Raw genomic sequence first — 18,301 nt, forward strand, 5'->3', positions numbered from 1 at the left:
CTTCGAACTCGAAGCAAATGACGAAAGGAACGATCATGAAGGCAGTGCGGTTCAACGAGGTCGGTGGGCCCGAGGTCCTCCGCTACGGCGACGTCGAGCAGCCCGTCCCGGGTGCGGGCGAGGTGCGGCTCCGGGTCGCCGCGTCCGCGTACAACGCCGCCGACAACGGCATGCGAGCCGGGTTCCTCCCGATCCCGATCGTGCTCCCGCACGTCCCCGGCTACGACGTGTCCGGCACGGTCGACGCCGTGGGTGACGGCGTGACCGGGGTGGCCGTGGGCGACGAGGTCATCGCGTTCCTCCCGATGGAACGCGACGGGGGAGCGGCGGAGTACGTCGTCGCCCCGGCGGACGCCGTCGTCGCAGCACCGACGAGCATCCCGCTGACGGACGCCGCGGCGCTGCCGTCCGTGGCGCTCACCGCCTGGCAGGCGCTCTTCGACGACGGCCGGCTCGAGGCGGGGCAGCGGTTGCTCGTCGTCGGTGCCGGCGGGGTCGTCGGGAAGTACGCCGTCCAGCTCGCCAAGCGCGCCGGGGTGCACGTGATCGCCACGGCGAGCCCGCGCAGCGCCGAGGCCGTCCGGGCCGCCGGTGCCGACCAGGTGATCGACCACACCGAGACGGACGTGCTCGACGCACTCGACGGGCAGGTGGACGTCCTGCTCAACCTCGCCCCGATCGAGCCCGAGCGGTTCGCCGCCGACGTGGCCGCGGTGCGTGACGGCGGGACCGTCGTCAGCACGACGGCGTTCATGGCGACGCCCGGCGACGAGTCCCGCGGGGTCCGTGCGGCGACGGTGTTCGTCCTGCCGAACCGCGAGCGGTTGGCCGAGCTCGTGTCCCTCGTGGACGCGGGTGCGCTCACCGTCGAGGTGACGCGGCGGATCCCCCTGGCCGAGCTGCCGGCGCTCCACGCCGAGGGCGCTGCCGGACGGATCGCCGGCAAGGTCGTCGTCCTCGCCTGAGGTCGTGCGCCACGATGTCAGGACCAGCGAGGCGCGACCGGCACCGCCGCGAGCGCTGCAGACCCCGGAACCGCAGCGCTCACGGCCGGCCGCGCCGCGCCTCCTGTGCGACCACCTCGTCGAGGTCGGTCAGCCGTCGCATCTGCTGGAGTGGACGGGTCATCCGGCGGTTCCCCTCAAGAGCACCCTCGGTGCGGGCCAGGAACGCCCAGTAGCCGGCCGTGAAGGGGCACGCGTCCGCACCGGTGCGCTTCGTCGGGTCGTACCGGCAGCCGCCGCAGTGGTCGGACATCCGGTCGATGTACCGGCCGCCGGACGCGTACGGCTTGGTCGCGACCACGCCGCCGTCCGCGTGCTGGGACATGCCGATGATGTTCGCCGGCATCACCCAGTCGGTGCCGTCGACGAACACGTCGGTGAACCACTCCGTCAGCTCGACAGGGTCGTACCCGCGCTGCAACGCCCAGTTGCCGAGCACCATGAGCCGCTGGATGTGGTGCAGCCAGCCGTGCTCGTCGAGCCCCTCGATCGCCGTGCCGAGGCACGCCGCCTCGATGTCCGTCGCGTCGAGCTCCCGCCACCAACGGGGGAGCGGCTCGTGCGCGCCGAGGGCGTTCTCGGTCGCGCCGTACTCGTCGCCGAACCACCAGTACAGGTGCCAGACGTAATCACGCCACCCGGCGACCTGGCGGACGAAGCCCTCCACGCTCGACAGCGGTGCCGCTTCCGTCCGGTGCGCCTCGAGCGCCGCATCGATCACCGCACGCGGGTCCAGCACGCCGAGGTTCATCGGCACGCTGAGCAGCGAGTGCGCCATCGTCCAGTCGTGCGTCAGGGTGGCGTCCTCGAACGGGCCGAAGTCGCCGAGGCGCACCGCGACGAAGTCGGCAAGGGCCTCGTGTGCCTCGTCCGCCGTGACGGCGAAGCGTCGCCGGTCGTCGGCGCCGACGAACCGGACGACCCCCTCGCGCTCCCACTGGTCGAGGTCGTGCCGGACCTCGTCGTCGACGTCGTCCTCGGTCGGCCACCACGGGTCGGGGAGCCCGAGCGTCGTCGCACCCCGCGGCGGCGGTTCACGGTTCTGGTCGTCGAGACTGAAGCGGCCACCGACCGGGCGGTCGCCATCCATGAGCCAGCCCTCCCGACGGCGGACCCGTTCGTAGTGGTCCTCCATCCGGAACCGCCCGGTGCGCTGCGCGGCCCACTCGGCGAACTCGTCTTCGTCGGTGACGAAGCCGCGGCTGGGCAGGATCGAGGTGCCCTGGCCCCAGTGGCGGACCTGGGCGCGGAGGACGCGCGACGGCGGGTCGACCACCTCGAGGTCGTCGCGGCCGACGAGCGCCTCGCGGAGCGCGTCGACCCGGACGTGCTCGGCACGGTCCCCGAGTTCGCGGACGCGGTGCCGGAGCGCGCTCAGCCAGAGGTGCGCTTTCGTGCGGTGCATCGGGCGCGCGGTGAAGAACTCGCGCGCTTCGACGACGAGTGCCGGGCCGCCGTCGTCGAACAGGGGGCCGTACTGGCCGGGGAGGACGAGGCGGCGGCGGGTGGACGTGTCCGAGCCGGTCGACGCGGGTCCTGAAGAGGTCGTCGGGCGCGGCGGCATGGGCGCGACGCTACGCGGTCGCGGGTCGGGAGGCGCGGGTCGCGCCCGCCCCGCGGGCGCGGTTCGACGGTGCGCCAGGGCATCCTCCAGCCGCGGTATCGGTGCTGCGAGGCCGGACTAGTGGCCGTCGACGATGCGGCGGACGATGTCCGGGAGCGCTTCACCGGGACCGATCCGCTCCTCCGCCACGAACGGGAGCGGGTCCCAGCCGCGGTACCACTCGCGCATCCGGTCGGGGGTGAACTCGGCGGCCTCGGGCCTGCCGACGTGGCGGTCCAGCGTCTCGTCGAACGTGAGGTCGAAGGCGCAGAAGCGTGCGTCGTCGGATGCCGCCGACACGCGTTCGAGCATCGCCGAGTAGCGGTCGGCGCGGAGGATCCCTTCGAGCACGACGTGGTGACCAGCAGCCAAGCAGTGCATGGTCGCGGCTTCGAGCAGGGCAGCGTGTTCCATGCCGTCCGCGGTACCGGCGTCCTGACGCTCCCGGTAGACGACACGTCGGAAGTGGTCCTGGCCGATCACCGCGGTGGGCCACCCCAGCGCGTGCTGCAGCGCGGCGGCCAGGGTCGTCATGCCGGAGCCCGAGTTCCCGCGGATCACGATGAGCACGTGTCCACGGTAGGCCCGGTCAGTCGGTCGCACCCCGCGGCGGGTCCACCAGCAACCCGACCCGGTCGGCCAGGTAGGCGTCGAGCGGCACGGCTGCGCCGGCCGCCTGCGACCAGCGCACGAGCGGCACGTCGTCCGCCACGAACAGCACGCCGTCGGCCCCGTCGAGCGACTCGTCGAGGGCGATCGGCACAGCACCGTGGTTCACCGTGTCGCCCGGCTCGAAGTGCCCCTTTGCCGCAGCTGCCCGGTAGGCGCGGCGCACCTCGGCGGACACCGACACGAACTGGGACCGCCCGGCCTCGGTCACGCGGGTGATGCGTCCCGTGGCCCAGACCCGACCGCCGGTCTCCGCGGTGGAGCCGATGAGCAACGCCCCGACCCGCCAGACCCGGCCGAGCGAGCGGATCGTGGGGTCGCGGCGGATGCCGAGGACCGCCTTCGGTTCGACGTACTCGCCGAGGCCCTCGTCGGGGACGTCGGCGGCCCGGAGCGTCCGCGCCGCGTCGTCGAGCAGCGCTCTCGCCCGTTCCACGCCGTCCGTCACGTCACCCGAGCGTAGCCCGGTGCGAGCGTTCGGACCGGCTGGTCCGGCTCGCGCGACGGGTCCGGCCGACCGTGGCCCCTCGGTCCGCCCGGCGTCCCCGGTCGCCGCGGTGCGTCCGTTCCGCCCGGTGTGCCCGGTCGGTGGACGTGGCGGCATGCGCGTGCCCGGCCTCCGCCCGCCCGGCTCGCCGTCGCCGCACGGCGCCGACGACCCCGATCGTGACCATCACCGCACCGTAGGCGAGCAGGACGCCGGCGATGGCGGGCACGAGCCAGGACCGGGACCCGTTGACGAGCTGGTTGACACGCCCGACGTCCGGCAGGCTGTACCAGACGACACCGCGGATCTGTGCGGCGGTGACCGGCGCGGGGTCGGGGAGCGCGTTGTTGTCGCCCTTGAGCGTGAACGTGCGGGAGCCGTCCGACGACGACGCGATCGACACCACCCGGTGGCTGACCACCGCGGGCTGCCCGGACGTGATCTGGTAGGTCACGACGTCGCCGATGCGGATGTCGGCGACCGGGGTGGGACGCACGACGAGCAGCGTTCCCGGCGGCAGCGTCGGTTCCATCGACTGGGTGAGCACGGTGAGGGGCGTCGACCCGGTGGCCTTCGGCACGACGATGAGGACGACCGCGAGGCCGGCGACGATCACGAGCAGGCCGGTGCTCAGGCCGAGCGCGAGGGCGTGGACCACGGCACGCCAGCCGGTGCGCGGGGTGCTGGTGGTCATGCGCCGCACCGGATCGCCTTCCCGTCGTTCTGGGTGAAGAGGGTGACCGTGCCGCTCCCGGCGACGGTGGTGGTGGCGTTGCCGGCGCTGTCGAGGACCTTCACGGTGACGGTGACGGCGCCGCTCGTGCCGGCGCTCGCCGGGATCTGGTCGGGCGCCAAGGTGATGCGCCCGTAGTAGTCCTGTTCCTTCTGGCCCACCATCGTGGACCCGACGAAGGCGCCGTAGTAGGTGTCCATCGGCCGGGACGAAGCCGGCCACGCGACCTCGACGTAGGTGCCGCTGTGGTCGGTGCAGGTGAGCGCGGGGGAGGCGGCCGAGGTGTTCAGGTAGAACCCGCCGGACACGACGCCCGAGCTCCAGCTCCCCGCCGTGACGGTGAGGTTCAGGGTGACGTTGGCGGTGCTCGACGCGGGGGCGGACGACGTCGGCGTGCTCCGGGTGCACCACACGGCACTGGCACCGGCGGCGAGCGTGGACGTCATGCTCGGCAGGGACGCCCACGTGCCACGCACCGAGCCGGTGCCGACCGCGGCGGTGTCCGTGCAAGCGGCAGCGGACGCGACGGGCCACGCGACGACGCCGACGGCCTGGGCGAGGGCGCTCGAGCTCCCGGAGACGACCGACACGGACGTGGTGGCTGTCCCGGCGATGGTGCCCGCGTTCGTCAGCGTGACGGGCTTCGTCATCGACGTGACGGTGGAGGAGAACGTCGTCGTCATGGCGTTCGTGCCGCTCAGGGACGCGCCGGTCTTGCCGATCGTGACGCTCGACGCCGTGGTGCCGGTGGCGGTCCAGAGCGCCCAGGCGGCGGACGAACCGGCGACGACGAACACGACGCTGAGGACGGCTGCGAGCAGTACGCGGAGTCGGCGGCTCATGCGCTCACCTGCGTGCCGGTGACGGTGAGGGTGAAGTCGGCGACGGCTCCGGCGACGGTCTGGGGTGCGTCGGCGTCGAGGTCCATCTCGACACAGCCCACGGCACTGGCCCCGGCGGCGAGGGTGAACGAGCTGCTCCCGGTGTCGAAGGCCGCCAGCCGTCCGCTCGCGCCGGACAACCCGGTGCGGCAGTCGGTCGTGCTGGAGACGACGGCGAGCCGGAGGGTGAGTTCGCCGAGCACCGCGGCGGGTGTCGAGTTCGTGGCGTAGGCGACGTTCGTCGACGTCGTCGCGACGCGCATGGTGAGGGGGATCGAGCCGGTGTTCTTCACGGTGAACGTCCCCGTCGTGCCGCCGCCCGGACCGAGCACCGCGGTGTTCATCGCGGAGAGCGGACCGGTGGTGATGGTCGCGGTCGCGGAGCGCACGGTCGAGGCGGAGGTGCTCGCGGTCCCGTTCCAGAGTGCGTAGGTCCCGCCGGTGCCGAGCATCGCGGTGACGACCGCGACGACCAGGGCGATCGTCGTCGGCCACACCCACCGGTGACGGCGCGGAGCACGGTGGCGTCCGGTCGTCCTCGGTGCGGTGGTCATGTCCGGCCCCTGGTCGTCGTGGTGGTGCGGTGAGCGGTGCAGTGCGGTACGGGCCTGGAGGCACGTGGTCGCGATCGGCGGATCAGGGACCCATCGGGACCACGGCCTCCACGGCCCGGGTCGGTACCGCGGGTCAGGAACCGATCGCGGTCTGGGTCAGCGTGAAGGCGAGGGCGCCGACGTTGAGCGTGCCGCCCTGGCCGGTGGTCGCTGACGACGGCAGCGCGATGGTGAAGACGACCTTGACGGTCGAGGTGGCCGACGACGGCGAGACGACGAAGGTGTTCGCGTTGGCGGTCGACTGCACGACCGAGGCGCTCGAGGAGGTGACCGCGAGGGTCTTCGTCGTGGCGGCCAGCAGCGCGCTGTCGCCGGTGATGCTCTGGTTGGCGTAGGTGAGGTTCGCCTTGAGGTCCTGGCCGGTCGCGCCGATGGTCAGGGTCTGCGTGAACTGGTACGTGTTGCCCGGCACCATGAGGGCACTCGCCGGGTTGATCGTCGTCGAACGACCGTTCGTGATGTCCGTCCACGCGCCGTCGTTGTTGGCGCTGAGGGTGAGGGCGCCGGAGCTGACGGACGAGGCCGCGGTGCTGGCGCTGGCGTTCCAGAGCGCGAAGGTGCCCGCACCGCCGAGGAGGAGGGCGACACCGGCGGCGCCGGCGATGGTGCCGGTCACGATCTTGTGCATGGGAGATCCGTTCCTGCGCAGACGGGTGCGCTGATGCCATCGGTGGGTGCCGATGGGTCGATGTCATCGACCCGGAAGGTGCGCGGGTCGCGGCTGACCGTTGCCGAAGAGTGGTCGCCGGACTCCGGGAACGTGACACGTTCCGGGCGGGCTGGACTCGCTCTGGTGACGACGTTACTCGTCCCCCAAAGTGCGGACAAGCGAAAACATGCATTCGAATGGACCCAGAACGGGGGTGATTTTTGTCCCCGAGAGTGCCGACACGATTTGTACCCCGATCGACACCGGAATGCGGACCGCACCCGTACCGTTGCACCGACCGGAAACGAGGAGGGCCCAATGGGCATCGTGCGGTGGTTGTTCGACGCGCAGCTCGTCATCGGTGACCAGACGGTGTTGTGGCGTGAGGTGATCGGCAACGTGTTCGGGCTGCTGAGCGCCCTCGGCGGGATGCGTCGGAAGGTGTGGGCGTGGCCGGTGGGGATCGTCGGCAACGTGCTCCTCTTCACCGTGTTCATGGGGGCGCTGTTCGACACCCCGAACCCGGTGAACCTGCTCGGTCAGGCGGGCCGGCAGGTGATGTTCGTGATCGTCAGTGTGTACGGCTGGTACCGGTGGACGCACCGCCCCGATCATGCGACGACCGTCGTGGAGCCGCGCTGGGCCTCCTGGAAGACCCGGGGCCTGTTGGTGCTGGCGCTGGTGGGTGGGACAGCGGTCCTGACGCCGGTGTTCCGGGCGCTGGGGTCGTACGAGCCGGTGTGGAGCGACGCGTGGATCTTCGTCGGGTCGCTGTTGGCGACGTACGGGATGGCGAAGGGGTGGGTGGAGTTCTGGCTGATCTGGGTCGCGGTCGACCTGGTCGGTGTGCCGCTGTTGTTCTCGGCGGGGTACTACGCCTCCGGCCTGATGTACGTCTTCTACGGGGTGTTCACCCTCACCGGGTTCTTCGTCTGGATGCAACAGGGCCGCAAGCCCTCCGCAGCCCCGGTCACCGTCGGCTGAGGGACCGGGAACAGGACCGGATCCGCGCCACCCCCGCTCGGGGACGCGACTTCTGCTCGACAGTGCGCTGAGATGGTCGGATGGAGCACCACCACGACGCATCCCTCGAGGACGAGCAGTCCCTCGCCGAGCGCATCGTCCGCGGGGCCATCCGCGCCTACCGGCTGCACCCGTTCGACGGTGTGGACGCGAGCGTGGTCGCCGAGGTGGCCGGGATCGAGGTGGACACGGTGCAGCGGCTGTTCCCGACCTGGGACGCCCTGCTGCTCGTGACCTACGACCGCTGGACCCAGCTCCGCGGCACGCGCCGGGCCAACCCGCCGCGCTGCACGATCGAGTACGTCCGGATGACCCTGGCCGAGGACGTCGCCGATCCCGGCCTGGTCCGCGTCCTCGCCGGTGTCATCACCATCGCGGCGTCCGACAGCGGCTTCGCCGAACTCTTCCGCAAGCGGTTCGAGGAGTACGTCGAACAGCTCGCGAACGGCCTCCAGCGCGATGTCGACGCGGGCTCGGAGCAGCTGGTGATCCCCGCGCACCAGGCGGCCACGCAGTTGCTCGCGGTCTACGAGGGCCTGCAGATCCAGATGCTCGTGCGGCCGCACATCGACGTCATCGTCGAGTTCGACCGCTCGGTGCAGACCCTCCGCCGAGGGTGGCGGGAGCGCGAGGTCCCCGCGTGGGACCTCGACGAGGTCGTCCTGACGAGCTGAGGCGCCCGAGCAAGGGGCGCGCCCGAGCGAGGGGCGCCCCGAGCTAGGGCCGCGCCCGGCGTCGCCAGGAGGCGATCTGCCGCAGGGTCACCTTCGACCCGTACTGGGCGACCGAATGCCGGAACAGGTACTCCGCGAACCAGAGCAGCAGCCCGGCCACGACGAACACCTCGACGATGCACACGACCGACTCGGTCACGCTCAGCGAGCCGACCGCGTTCCGGACCATCGCCGTGATCGGGGTGAACGTCGGGAAGTACGTGAAGAACGCCGCGATCGGCGACGACGGGGTCGTCATCACGAAGAACGCCGCGTACAGCGGGATGATCAGCGAGAAGATCCCGACCGACTGGAGCGCGGACGCGTCCTTGATCGAGGGCACGGCGGCGCCCACCGCGACGAACAACGCCGACGCGAGCAGCACGCCGCCGACGAGCAGCAGCGCGCCGACGAGCATCCGCCACGGGTCCACCACGACCCCGCCGAGGCGTGACGCGACGAGGGGGAGCGCGGCGAGCAGCCCGATCAGCCCGGGCACGATGAAGACACCGACCTGGACGAACCCGACGAGCAGCATGGCGATGACCTTGCCGCGGATGAGGTCTCCCGCGGTCACGGTCGTGAGGATCATCTCGGAGATCCGGTTCTCCTTCTCCTCGACCACGACGGTCACCATGCGGGTGGCGAGCAGGATGACGAGACCGAAGAACGCGGCGACGTAGAGGAACGGCGGCACGATCGACAGCCAGCCCGGAGCGACCTCGCCGTCCGCGTACGTCGTGAGGTCGGTGTCCGGCGGGGTGCGGAGCAGCTGCACCGCCTCGGGGTCGTCGACGGTGGCCGCGACGCTCTGCTCGAGCACCCGTTCGGCGAGCGACGAGTAGCCGCCGTTGCCGAAGAGCCCGCGGTCCAGGGCCTCGACCCGGATCGGACTCGTCGACGGCGACTCCGGGAACGTGATGAAGGCGTCGAGGGTGCCGGCACGGACCGCTGCCCGGTCCGCCGCGGGGTCGGAGGACGGGGACCCGCCCCACTTCGCTGCGACCGACTCCGAGACGAGTCCGGAGTCGTCGACGTAGTGGAACGGGGTCCTCGCCGCCGACGAACTCGTCATCACCGAGTCGGTGCCGGCGGCCTGGCCCACGCCGACGAGCAGGGAGACGACCACGACGACGACCGGCAGCGCCAGCGTGCCGATCCAGAACGCGGGCTTCTTCACCGCACGGACGAACTCGAACCGGACAACGGTCCCGAGGCGGCTCACGCGGCGGCCCCGGCGTCGTGGCCGTAGACCTGCACGAAGATCTCGTCGAGGGGGATCCGGCGCATCTCGAACGCCGTGACGTGCACGCCGTCCGCGACGAGCGACGCGAGCACGTCCGAGCCGTCGGCCGCGGCGCCCTGGGTCGGGACGAGGTAGGCGACGTGCCCCTCGTGCCTGGCGAGCTTGTACAGGGGCGACCGCGGCACGCTGCCGTCGAGACCGACCCGGGCGACCGCACCGCCGAAGGTGTCCTGCACGTCGGGGATGGTGCCGTACGCAGCCGCACGGCCGTCCTTGAGCAGCAGTATCCGGTCGCAGAGCCGTTCGACCTCGTCCATGTGGTGGGTCACGAGGATCACCGTCGCACCGTCGGCCTTCCGCTCGTCGACGAGGTCGAGCAGCAGCCGACGGTTCACGGGGTCGAGACCCTTCGTCGGCTCGTCGAGGATGAGCAGGCGCGGCCGGTCCATGATCGTGATGCCGAGCTGCACCTTCTGCTGCTGGCCGCCGGAGAGCTTGTCGACGCGGAGCTTGGCCCGGTCGGCGAGTCCGACGCGGGCCAGGTAGTCCATGCTCCAGGCCGTCGCCTCCGGTCCCCGCAGCCCGCGCAACCGACCGAAGTACGTCATCACGTCGATGACGGACTCCTTGCGGTAGAGCCCGCGTTCTTCGGGCAGGTACCCGATGCCGCCGGTCGCCGGGCGGTACGGCTCGCCGTCGATCGTGAGCGCGCCGGCCGTGGGGGTGGTGATGCCGAGCAGGGCGCGGATCGTGGTGGTCTTGCCGGACCCGTTGCTGCCGAGCAGACCGAAGGTCTCGCCCGGCGCGATGTCGAACGACAGCCCGTCGACGACGTTCCGGTCACCGAAGCGCATGACGAAGTCCTGCACGCTGATGCTCGCCCCGCTCATGCCGCGACCCTACCGGCACGTCCGGTTCTTCCCCTGACGGCCTCGATGGGATGCGGAATCGGGCGTACCTGGTTGAAGGGATCGGCCAGGTACGCCCGTTTCCACCAGGTACGCCCGATTCCACCCGCGAGTCCACGACGGACTGGAGGCACGGTGCCTGCCCGCACCGCGCCTCCAGTCAGTCACCTGGTTCCGTCAGGAACGCAACCAGGCGGTCCCCACACCCGACAGTGCGCCGTCTGCCACCGGCGCGGAGGCGAGCAGCAGCTCGCCGGCGGGGAGTGCGTACGGCTCGTCGCCGAACACCGTCACGCTCGTCCAGCCGTTCGGCCGACGGAACGCGAGCACGTCGTCGCGGCCGGTCTCGAGCCACTCGAGCCGCTCCTCCGACTGCAGCTGCCCGCGCAGGCCGAGCGCCTTCCGGTACAGGTTGAGCGTGGAGTCGGGGTCGGCGTCCTCGGCCTCGACTGACGACGCGCCGAACCAGGACGGCTGCGGCAGGTGCGACCCGCCGCTGCCGAACCCGAAGGACGATCCGGTCCGCGTCCACGGGAGCGGGACGCGGCACCCGTCACGGCCGACGTCCACGCCCGGGTTCCGGAAGAACGCCGGGTCCTGACGGTCGGCGTCGGGGATGTCGCCGACCTCCTGCAGACCGAGCTCTTCGCCCTGGTAGAGGTAGGCCGAGCCGGGGAGCGCGAGTTCGAGCAGCGTCGCGGCCGTCGCCCGGCGGAGGCCGAGCGACCGGTCGAGCGCGTCCTGCGAGCCGCCGGCGAGCAGCCATGCGCTGCCCTGCTTGTCCGGGGAGCCGTTCCGCGCCGGGAGGGCGTACCGGGTGGCGTGGCGGACGACGTCGTGGTTCGAGAACACCCACGTGGTCGACGAACCGGACTGCTCGGCGAGCCCGAGGTTGAACTCGATGATCTGCCGGAACGACCCGGCGTCGAAGTCCGCCTCGAGCAGGTCGAAGTTGAACGCCTGACCGAGCCCCTCGGCGCTGGCGTAGCGGGCGCGGCGGTCGGCGGCGACCCACGCCTCGGCGACGGCGGTGCGCGCCGGGGTGTACTCGTCGAAGACCTGCCGCCACTCGGCGTAGATCTCGTGCACGTCGTCGCGGTCCCAGAGGATGTGGTCGCCGTCCTTCGGGGACGCGAGCACCTCGGCCCAGGTCGGCAGCTCGCCTTCGGGCAGGTCCTTCGCCAGGCCGTGCGCGACGTCGATGCGGAAGCCGTCGACGCCCCGGTCGGACCAGAAGCGGAGGGTGTGCAGGAAGTCGTCGCGGACCTCGCGGTTCGCCCAGTTGAGGTCGGGCTGCTCCTTGGCGAAGTTGTGCAGGTACCACTGGCCGTCGCCGACCGCGGTCCAGGCCGGGCCGCCGAAGATCGACACCCAGTCGGCGGGAGCGTCCTCGCCGGAAGGGCCGGTGCCGTCGCGGAAGACGTAGCGGTCGCGGGCGGGGGAGCCCTTCGGCGAGGCGAGTGCCTCGCGGAACCACGCGTGCCGGTCGCTCGTGTGGTTCGGGACGATGTCCACGATCACCCGGATGCCGGCGCCGTGCAGCGCGTCCACGAGCGCGTCGAAGTCGTCGAGCGTGCCGAGGCGCGGGTCCACGTCGCGGTAGTCGTCCACGTCGTAGCCGCCGTCGGCGAGGGCGGACGGGTAGAACGGGCTGAGCCAGACGGCCTCGACGCCGAGCGACGCCAGGTACGGCACCCGCGAGGTGATGCCGCGGAGGTCGCCGATCCCGTCGCCGTTCGCGTCGGCGAAGGACCGCGGGTAGATCTGGTAGACGCTCGCCTGGCGCCACCAGGTGCTGTCGGCGGCGGTCGGGGTGGTCTGGACCAGGGTGTCGGTCACGGGGTTCCTTCCTTCGGTTGTGGTCGTCACTTGATCGCACCCTGCGTGACACCGGACATCACCCATCGCTGGGTGACGAGGTAGACGATGATCGCCGGGGCCATCGCCATCAGGTACGAGGCGAACGACACGTTGTAGTTGTTGCTGAACTGCGTCTGGAACATCTGCTGCAGCACCGGCAGGGTCTGCAGTGCCGGGTCGGAGGTGATCAGCGACGGCATCACGAAGTCGTTCCACGATGCGAGGAACGCGAAGATGCCGACGGTGGCGCTCATCGGTGCGAGGAGCGGGAACACCAGGCGCCAGAACACCTGCCCCGTGCTCGCACCGTCGATGCGGGCACTCTCCTCCAGCTCGGCCGGGATCGAGCGCAGGAACGCGGTGAAGAGCAGCACGCTGAACGACAGCTGGAACATGACGTGCAGGATCGCGACGCCGATCGGGTTGTCCAGGTGCGCCAGCCCGGTGAGCTTCACTTGCGACAGTGCGAGCACCGGGAACGGCAGGAACATCGCCGCGAGCAGGTAGAAGAACGACCAGCGGAACAGCCGACGGTCCCAGTTCCGGGCGATCGCGTACGCCGTGAACGCCGCGAGGAGGATCGTCCCGACGACGGTGATCGCCGCGACGAGGACCGAGACGCCGAACGCCCGCGGGAAGTCGGTGAGCTCCCATGCCTGCACGAAGCCGTCGACGCTGAAGGGCGCTGGCAGCGAGAACGCGTTGCCGTCGACGGACTGCGCCGTGGTCTTGAACGCCATCGTCAGGGTGACGTACAGCGGCACGAGGACGGACAGGGCGCACACGACCAGGAGGATCGTGACCGGCCAGTTGGCGCTGCCGCGACCGCGGCCACCGGCACGTCGGCCGGTGTTCCGGTCGGCATCGACCGAGCGGATGCTGCCGGTCGCCGTCGTACCCGGTCGGAGGGGTGCTTGCAGGGACATCAGAGCGCTGCCTTCCCGCGGGTCGCCCGCAGCTGGATCACGGCGATCACGACGGCGATCACGAAGAAGATCGTCGCGTTCGCCATCTGGTAGGCGTAGTCGCCGCCGTTGAAGCCCTTGAAGATGCTCATCGCGACGCTGGTCGTCGACGTGCCGGGGCCGCCGTCGGTGAGGCCGACGATGATGTCGTACGAGTTGAGGAAGTTCTTGAACCCGATGACGAGGTTGATCAGGATGTAGGCCGCCGTCAGCGGCGCGGTGATCGAGATCAGCTGACGCCAGGCGCTGGCACCGTCGAGTGCCGCCGCCTCGTACACCTCACCCGGGATCGACAGCACCCCGGCGATGTAGATGAGGAGCGTCGACGGGATCGCCTGCCACGCGGTCACGATCACGATCGCGATCCAGGCCAGGTCCGGGTTCGCCAGGATGCTCTGCTCGAGCGGGGCGAAGCCGAGGCTGGTCGCCAACGCCGGCAGGCTGTTCGCGAACAGGAACGAGAACACGTACGCGATCACGATGCCGGAGATCACCATCGGCAGGACGAACACCCCGCGGAGGGCGATCTTCCCGCGGATCTTCGACGTCAGCGCGATCGCGAGCAGGAACGCGACCGCGTTGACGACGATCACGGTGACGAGCGAGAACCCGAGCGTGAACAGGTACGCCTGCAGGATCGCCGGGTCGGAGAACACCGCGACGTAGTTCGTCAGGCCGATGAACCGGAACTCGCCGAAGCCGACGGAGTTCGTGAAGCTCAGCACGATGCCCATCACGGCGGGGAGCGTGATGGCGAGGGTGAAGAGGACGAGGGTGGGGAGCAGGAAGGCGAGGAAGAGCGGGTCCAGTCGCCGCTTCTTCCGTGGGACTGCCGTCCCGGCCTGGAGGCGCGGTGCGGCTCCGCCACGGCGGCGGCGGTCCGCCGTCGTGATCGATTCGGTCGTGGTGGCCATGCGATGGTCTCCTTACGCGGCCGTGCGGAGCGCGAGTCGCGCCCAGTCGGCGTCGAGGGTGCGGAGCTGCGGCTGGGGGTCGCCGCCGAAGGCGATCGACTGCGCGTAGTTCGCGACGGGGATCTCGGCGGGGATGAGCTGCGAGGCGCCGAGGTAGAAGGCGGCGTCGTCGTAGTAGGACTGCATGCCGGCGAGCGCGGGGTTCGACGCGGGCGGGGCGTCCTTCCGGACGCCGAAGCCGTTGTTGTCCGCGTTGTACTTGTCGTTCACCTTCGCGGTCATCAGGTACGACAGGAACTCGCGGGCGGCTTCCTGCTTGCGGGACGCCTCCGGGATCCAGAGCGCCAGGTCGACGTTCACGCGCACCTTGTTGTCCGCGGCGTCGTCGGTGACGGGCAGCGGGAACGTGCCGAGGTCCATGTCCGGGGTCGTCTTCGCGATCTCGCCGAGCGCCCACGGGCCCTGCAGGTACATCGCGGCCTTCCCCTGCGCGAAGGCGAGGTTGCCGTCCCCGTACCCGCGGCTCGCGGCGCCCTGCTGGTGCCACTGCCGGAGCTGGACCATGCGCTCCATCGGGCCCTGGAAGTCGCGCTCGAACGAGACCGAAGCACTCTTGCCGACCTTCGTGCCCTCCCGCTCGAGTGCGGCGAAGGTCTTCGGGACGTCGACCATCCCGCCGATCGAGTAGTCGAACATGCCCTGCGCGATCGTCCAGTTGTCCTTGAACGTGCCGTAGATCGGCGCGATGCCGGCCTTCGTCAGGCGCTCGCACACGTCGGCGAACTCGCTCCACGTCGTCGGGACCTCGAGCCCCTGCTCGGCGAACAGCTGCTTGTTGTAGATCACCGACGCCGCCGTCACCGAGTACGGCAGCGCGCTCTTCCGGCCGGGGTAGTCCGCCGTCTGCTCGAGGAGCGGCCACAGGTCGGGGTTGATCGTGTCCGCCTGGGGCAGGTCGGACAGGTCGGTGAGGGCGCCGTGCTCGACGAACGGCGCCACCGAGAAGTTGTAGTTCCAGCACCCGAGGTCCGGCGGCCGGTTCCGCACGAAGTTCGCGGACATGCTCGACGTCGAGTCGCGGACGACCTTGATCTTCGACTGGCTGTCGTGGAACCTCGCGATCACGTCGTCGAAGTACCCGATGACCTCGGGCTTCGAGACGTAGAAGGTGATCGTCTCGGGTCGGCTGCTCGATGAGCCGAGCGGAGCGCACCCCGCGAGCGCCAGGCCCGCACCGATGCCGCCCGCCCCGAGGAGGAACCCGCGGCGGCTGACCCCGGCGGTGCCCCTGGTGGCGTGTGTCTGCACGTCGTCTCCGTCCGTCCGGACCCGGCGTCCCTGCCGTTCCGCACCGCGAGTCGGCTCCGGTGCCGCTCGCACGACTAAATCTAGCGACAAAATCTAATTCCGCAAGGAACTGCTTCCGCGGTAGTGTGCGAGCATGCCGCCACATCGTGGGACGAGCGCAGGGACGCTGCTCGAGTACGCCTTCACCGTGCGGGCGTTCACCGCGACCGAAGCGATCGACGCCACCGGCCTCACCCGCTCCACCGTCCTCGCCGCGTGCGAGGAACTCGTCCGCCTCGGATGGGTCCGCGAACTCGACGACGCACGCGCCGCGGGGGAGTACCGGATCGGACGCCCGGCCCGTCGCTACGAGCTCGACACCGCCGCCGGCGTGGTGGTCGGCGTGGACGCCGGACAACACCGCGTCGCCGTGCTCGTCGCGGACGTCCGCGGCACCGTGCTCGGCCGTGCCGAAGGAGCACTCGGGGACTCCGGCCTCGACGTCCCGGTCCGGCTCGGCGTGCTCGGCGAGACCGTCGCCGCGGCGCTCGCCGACGCCGGGGTCGACCCGACCCGGGTCCTCGTCTCCGTCCTCGGCATCCCGGCCCCGGTGGACGCGGGCGGTGCGTCACCGGGCGACGGCGGCTTCTGGGACCGGATGAACCCGGGCTTCGCCGATGCCGTCCCCGGGCACCGGGTCGTCGTCGAGAACGACGCGAACCTCGCTGCCCTCGCCGAGCGACCGTCGTCCGGCGATGCCTCGTTCGCCGCCCTGCTCTCGGGTGAACGGTTCGGCAGCGGGCTCGTCGTCGACGGCGTGCTGCTCCGCGGTGCGCACGGTGGTGCGGGGGAGATGCGCGTGCTCGACCTCGTCGAGGGGGTCGGATCGTCCGACGGCATCGGAGCCACCGCACGCCGACTCGTCGCCGAGGCCGTCGCCGCCGGAGCCGTCCCGGCGGACAGCCCGCTCGCCGCCGACGCCGGTGCCACCGCCGTGTTCGCCGCCGCCCGCGCCGGTGACCCCGTGGCGGTGGGGATCGTCGACAAGCTCGGCGATCGGCTGGCGCGTGTCTGCGTGCTGCTCGCGAGCCTGCTCGACATCGACCGCGTGGTCGTGGCCGGTGCGATCGCCGAGCCGGCCGGAGCCGTGATCGAGCGGGCGCGTGCCTGGCTCGACGGTCGGGGGTTCGACCCGGTGCCCGAGATCGTGGCGTCGTCGCTCGGTGCGGACGTCGTCGTGATCGGGGCGGTCGCGCACGCGGTCGACGCGGTGCGCGCTGACCCGTTGTCGTTCGCGCTCCGGCCCGCGCTCGCTTCCTGACCGAGCGCTGTCAGGGCGATGAGGCTCGCCGTGCCTGCGGGCATTGACGAGTGTCCTGCGTTGCTCGACCGGTCGGCAAGGGCGCTGTGAGAGCAGCCCGAACTCGGCAGGATTGCAGCGTGTGAGGCCCCCGCCCATCCACCGGGCAGCTTTGCGGGACACGTGTACACGAATGCCCAGGTCAGCCGCTGGTTGAGCGAGTTGTCGTGGTTGTGACGCTGAAGGGAGTGCCGGTGAACGACCGGCTATCGAGACGGTCGGCGGCCGGTAATTCGAAGCGAGGCTCGTGCGCCGATACGTCAGCACCCGCTGTATAGTCAGCGCATGCTGACCATAGCTCCTCGCCTGGACGTGATGAATCGGCTTGGCCGCGCTCTCGCGGACCCCACCCGCGCGCGCATCCTGCTCCGGCTTCTGGAACAGCCCGGCTACCCAGCGCGGCTCGCGGAGGAGCTACAGCTCACCCGCACGAACGTGTCGAACCACCTCGCATGCCTCCGGGGATGCGGCATCGTCGTCGCCGTCCCAGAAGGACGCAGCACCCGGTACGAGATTGCGGACCCGCACCTCACTCGAGCCCTGGGCGCGCTGGTCGACGTGGTGGTCGCGGTCGACGATGGCGAGGACTGCACCGACGAGGACTGTGACGTCCCGCTGTGTTGTGGAGCCGGCGCATGAGCGCCGCCGTGCAGCTCGGCACCGCGCTGACGGCCGCTCGCCGAAGCCTGTTGCAGCGGCGAGTGCGGTGGATCGTCGCCGCGACGATCACCTACAACGTGATCGAGGCCGTCGTCGCGATCGCAGCCGGCACGGTCGCATCCTCCACCGCGCTGATCGGCTTCGGTCTGGACTCGATCGTGGAAGTGCTCTCTGCCGCCGCAGTGGCATGGCAGTTCGCCGGCCGTGACCCAGAGGCGCGAGAGCGCACCGCATTGAAGGTCATCGCGGGGTCGTTCTTCGGCCTCGCGCTCTACGTCACCGTCGACGCCGCCCTCACGTTCGCCGGGCTCCGCGAGCCGGAGCAGAGCACCGTCGGAATCATCCTCGCCGCGGTCAGTCTGGCGGTCATGCCGTTCCTCAGCCTGGTTGAACGCCGTACGGGGAAGGAACTCGGGTCGGCGTCCGCGGTTGCGGACTCCAAGCAGACCCTCGTATGCAGCTACCTGTCCGCCGCGATTCTCGTTGGGCTGCTGTTGAATACGCTGTTCGGCTGGTCCTGGGCCGACCCGGTGGCGGGGCTCGTCGTGGTCGTCTTCGCCGTCCGGGAAGGTCTCGAAGCCTGGCGCGGAGACGCGTGCAAACAGCCAGTGTCGGCGCTTACAGGCGAGCGTGAAGTCGACGCCTGCGACTGCTGCTGAATCAAAGGCGATCGTCCCGGTGGTCCATCGGCTGCCGGACGATCAGTGATTGTTCAGCGGTCGCGG

19 protein-coding genes are annotated in these 18,301 nt (G+C 70.8%); 6 read left to right on the forward strand and 13 right to left on the reverse strand.

Annotation, left to right across the window (positions count from 1 at the left end; translation table 11 throughout):
- Positions 1–35: 35 nt before the first annotated feature.
- On the forward strand, positions 36–965 hold the full coding sequence (locus FS825_RS15395; RefSeq protein ID WP_144714707.1) for an NADP-dependent oxidoreductase: 930 nt from the start codon (positions 36–38) through the stop codon (positions 963–965).
- A 79-nt stretch (positions 966–1,044) separates the two neighbouring features.
- On the opposite strand, the gene FS825_RS15400 is transcribed toward FS825_RS15395, so the two are convergent.
- From FS825_RS15400 to FS825_RS15430, 7 genes are all read right to left on the reverse strand, one after another.
- Positions 1,045–2,568, reverse strand: coding sequence for a cryptochrome/photolyase family protein (locus FS825_RS15400; protein WP_144714710.1), 1,524 nt, complete (start codon positions 2,566–2,568; stop codon positions 1,045–1,047).
- Positions 2,569–2,685: 117 nt separating this feature from the next.
- Complete coding sequence (locus FS825_RS15405; RefSeq protein WP_144714713.1) at positions 2,686–3,177, reverse strand: phosphotransferase-like protein; 492 nt, start codon at positions 3,175–3,177, stop codon at positions 2,686–2,688.
- Positions 3,178–3,196: 19 nt separating this feature from the next.
- Positions 3,197–3,724, reverse strand: a complete 528-nt coding sequence (locus FS825_RS15410; RefSeq protein WP_144714716.1) for a hypothetical protein — start codon at positions 3,722–3,724, stop codon at positions 3,197–3,199.
- A 1-nt stretch (position 3,725) separates the two neighbouring features.
- Positions 3,726–4,457, reverse strand: a complete 732-nt coding sequence (locus FS825_RS15415; protein ID WP_144714719.1) for a signal peptidase I — start codon at positions 4,455–4,457, stop codon at positions 3,726–3,728.
- Positions 4,454–5,338 carry a hypothetical protein gene (locus FS825_RS15420; protein ID WP_144714722.1) on the reverse strand — a complete coding sequence of 295 codons (885 nt, stop codon included), beginning with the start codon at positions 5,336–5,338 and terminating at the stop codon, positions 4,454–4,456. The genes FS825_RS15415 and FS825_RS15420 overlap by 4 nt, the downstream gene beginning before the upstream one ends.
- Positions 5,335–5,931, reverse strand: coding sequence for a TasA family protein (locus tag FS825_RS15425; protein ID WP_144714725.1), 597 nt, complete (start codon positions 5,929–5,931; stop codon positions 5,335–5,337). Before FS825_RS15425 ends, FS825_RS15420 begins: the two co-directional genes overlap by 4 nt.
- 133 nt (positions 5,932–6,064) lie before the next feature.
- A complete protein-coding gene (locus FS825_RS15430) occupies positions 6,065–6,619 on the reverse strand; it encodes an alternate-type signal peptide domain-containing protein (RefSeq protein WP_144714728.1) in 555 nt (184 codons plus the stop codon).
- Between the two features lie 339 nt (positions 6,620–6,958).
- Here FS825_RS15430 and pnuC point away from each other — a divergent pair, with 339 nt between their 5' ends.
- The gene (gene pnuC, locus FS825_RS15435; protein ID WP_144714731.1) at positions 6,959–7,624 is read left to right on the forward strand and encodes a nicotinamide riboside transporter PnuC; all 666 of its coding nucleotides are present in this window, start codon (positions 6,959–6,961) and stop codon (positions 7,622–7,624) included.
- Between the two features lie 80 nt (positions 7,625–7,704).
- Entirely contained in the window at positions 7,705–8,337 is a 633-nt protein-coding gene (locus FS825_RS15440; RefSeq protein WP_144714734.1) for a TetR/AcrR family transcriptional regulator, read from the forward strand.
- Positions 8,338–8,380: 43 nt separating this feature from the next.
- Here FS825_RS15440 and FS825_RS15445 read toward each other — a convergent pair whose 3' ends face one another.
- The 6 genes from FS825_RS15445 to FS825_RS15470 all read right to left on the reverse strand — a co-directional run bounded on the left by FS825_RS15445 (position 8,381) and on the right by FS825_RS15470 (position 15,577).
- The gene (locus tag FS825_RS15445) at positions 8,381–9,601 is read right to left on the reverse strand and encodes an ABC transporter permease (RefSeq protein WP_144714737.1); all 1,221 of its coding nucleotides are present in this window, start codon (positions 9,599–9,601) and stop codon (positions 8,381–8,383) included.
- Entirely contained in the window at positions 9,598–10,512 is a 915-nt protein-coding gene (locus FS825_RS15450; protein ID WP_144714739.1) for an ABC transporter ATP-binding protein, read from the reverse strand. Before FS825_RS15450 ends, FS825_RS15445 begins: the two co-directional genes overlap by 4 nt.
- Before the next feature lie 195 nt (positions 10,513–10,707).
- Complete coding sequence (locus FS825_RS15455; RefSeq protein WP_144714742.1) at positions 10,708–12,369, reverse strand: glycoside hydrolase family 13 protein; 1,662 nt, start codon at positions 12,367–12,369, stop codon at positions 10,708–10,710.
- Between the two features lie 26 nt (positions 12,370–12,395).
- Positions 12,396–13,316 carry a carbohydrate ABC transporter permease gene (locus FS825_RS15460; protein ID WP_144714745.1) on the reverse strand — a complete coding sequence of 307 codons (921 nt, stop codon included), beginning with the start codon at positions 13,314–13,316 and terminating at the stop codon, positions 12,396–12,398.
- Positions 13,316–14,269, reverse strand: a complete 954-nt coding sequence (locus tag FS825_RS15465; protein ID WP_144714748.1) for a carbohydrate ABC transporter permease — start codon at positions 14,267–14,269, stop codon at positions 13,316–13,318. Before FS825_RS15465 ends, FS825_RS15460 begins: the two co-directional genes overlap by 1 nt.
- A 12-nt stretch (positions 14,270–14,281) precedes the next feature.
- Positions 14,282–15,577 carry an ABC transporter substrate-binding protein gene (locus FS825_RS15470; protein WP_144714751.1) on the reverse strand — a complete coding sequence of 432 codons (1,296 nt, stop codon included), beginning with the start codon at positions 15,575–15,577 and terminating at the stop codon, positions 14,282–14,284.
- Between the two features lie 133 nt (positions 15,578–15,710).
- On the opposite strand from FS825_RS15470, the gene FS825_RS15475 reads away from it, so the two are divergent.
- The 3 genes from FS825_RS15475 (at position 15,711) to FS825_RS15485 (ending at position 18,235) form a co-directional block, all read left to right on the forward strand.
- Positions 15,711–16,877, forward strand: coding sequence for an ROK family protein (locus FS825_RS15475; protein WP_144714755.1), 1,167 nt, complete (start codon positions 15,711–15,713; stop codon positions 16,875–16,877).
- A gap of 324 nt (positions 16,878–17,201) precedes the next feature.
- Positions 17,202–17,555, forward strand: a complete 354-nt coding sequence (gene cmtR, locus FS825_RS15480) for a Cd(II)/Pb(II)-sensing metalloregulatory transcriptional regulator CmtR (protein ID WP_144714758.1) — start codon at positions 17,202–17,204, stop codon at positions 17,553–17,555.
- Complete coding sequence (locus FS825_RS15485) at positions 17,552–18,235, forward strand: cation diffusion facilitator family transporter (RefSeq protein WP_144714761.1); 684 nt, start codon at positions 17,552–17,554, stop codon at positions 18,233–18,235. Before cmtR ends, FS825_RS15485 begins: the two co-directional genes overlap by 4 nt.
- Positions 18,236–18,301: the final 66 nt, after the last annotated feature.

This window comes from Curtobacterium pusillum (assembly GCF_007680845.1).
Lineage (GTDB): Bacteria > Actinomycetota > Actinomycetes > Actinomycetales > Microbacteriaceae > Curtobacterium > Curtobacterium pusillum_B.